The sequence below is a fragment of the Streptomyces zaehneri genome (genome assembly GCF_032248645.1).
Lineage (GTDB): Bacteria > Actinomycetota > Actinomycetes > Streptomycetales > Streptomycetaceae > Streptomyces > Streptomyces coriariae.
Genome location: NZ_JASTTJ010000066.1, coordinates 1 through 997 on the forward strand (window position 1 = coordinate 1; position 997 = coordinate 997).

At 70.1% G+C, this 997-nt stretch carries 1 protein-coding gene; it reads left to right on the forward strand.

The genetic code is table 11. The features are described 5' to 3' along the window. The first annotated feature begins 42 nt into the window (after nucleotides 1-42). Nucleotides 43-996 (forward strand): IS481 family transposase, encoded by a 954-nt coding sequence (locus tag QQM72_RS40660; RefSeq protein ID WP_314225834.1) that lies wholly within the window; start codon nucleotides 43-45, stop codon nucleotides 994-996. Nucleotide 997: the final 1 nt, after the last annotated feature.

Genomic DNA, 997 nt, shown 5'->3' on the forward strand with positions numbered 1-997 from the left:
TTCGGTGTGGATTGCGACGTCTACACCAACAGAAAGGCCCTCGTGCCCCACCGTAATGCACCCCTGTCCGAGACCGGCCGTCTGCGTCTGGCCCGCTGCGTGGTCGAGGACGGCTGGCCCCTGCGCCGGGCCGCCGAACGCTTCCAGGTCTCGCCCACCACCGCCCAGCGGTGGGCCGGCCGCTACCGGCGACTCGGCGAGGCCGGGATGCGGGATTCGTCCTCCCGCCCGCACACGAGCCCGCGCCGCACCCCGACCCGCACAGAACGCCGGATCATCAAGGTCCGCATCCTGCGCCGCTGGGGCCCGGCCCGCATCGCCCACCTGCTGCACCTGGTGCCCTCGACCGTGCACCGCGTCCTGACCCGCTACGGCCTGGCCCGCCTCGCACACCTGGACCGGGCCACCGGCCGTGTCATACGCCGCTACGAGCGCGAGCGGCCCGGCGAACTGGTCCACGTCGACATCAAAAAGCTCGGCAACATCCCCGACGGCGGCGGCCACAAGGTGCTGGGCCGCCAGGCAGGCCGCAAGAACCGCAGGAACGCCGGCTACAGCTACCTCCACACCGCCGTCGACGACCACTCCCGCCTGGCCTACAGCGAGGTCCACACCGACGAGAAGAAGGAAACCGCGACCGGCTTCTGGACCCGGGCCCACGCGTTCTTCGCCCAGGCCGGGATCACCGTCGAGCGGGTGCTGACCGACAACGGCTCCTGCTACCGCTCACGCGACTGGCGCGACCTGCTGGCAGCAGCCCAGATCACCCACAAACGCACCCGGCCCTACCGGCCACAGACCAACGGCAAGGTCGAACGCTTCAACCGCACCCTGCTCGACGAATGGGCCTACGCCCGCCCCTACCACTCCGAGCAGGAACGACGCGACGCCTTCCCCGACTGGCTGCACACCTACAATCACCACCGCGGACACACCGCGCTGAAAGGCCAACCACCCGCCAGCCGCGTCCCCAACCTCACGGGTCAATACACCTAGG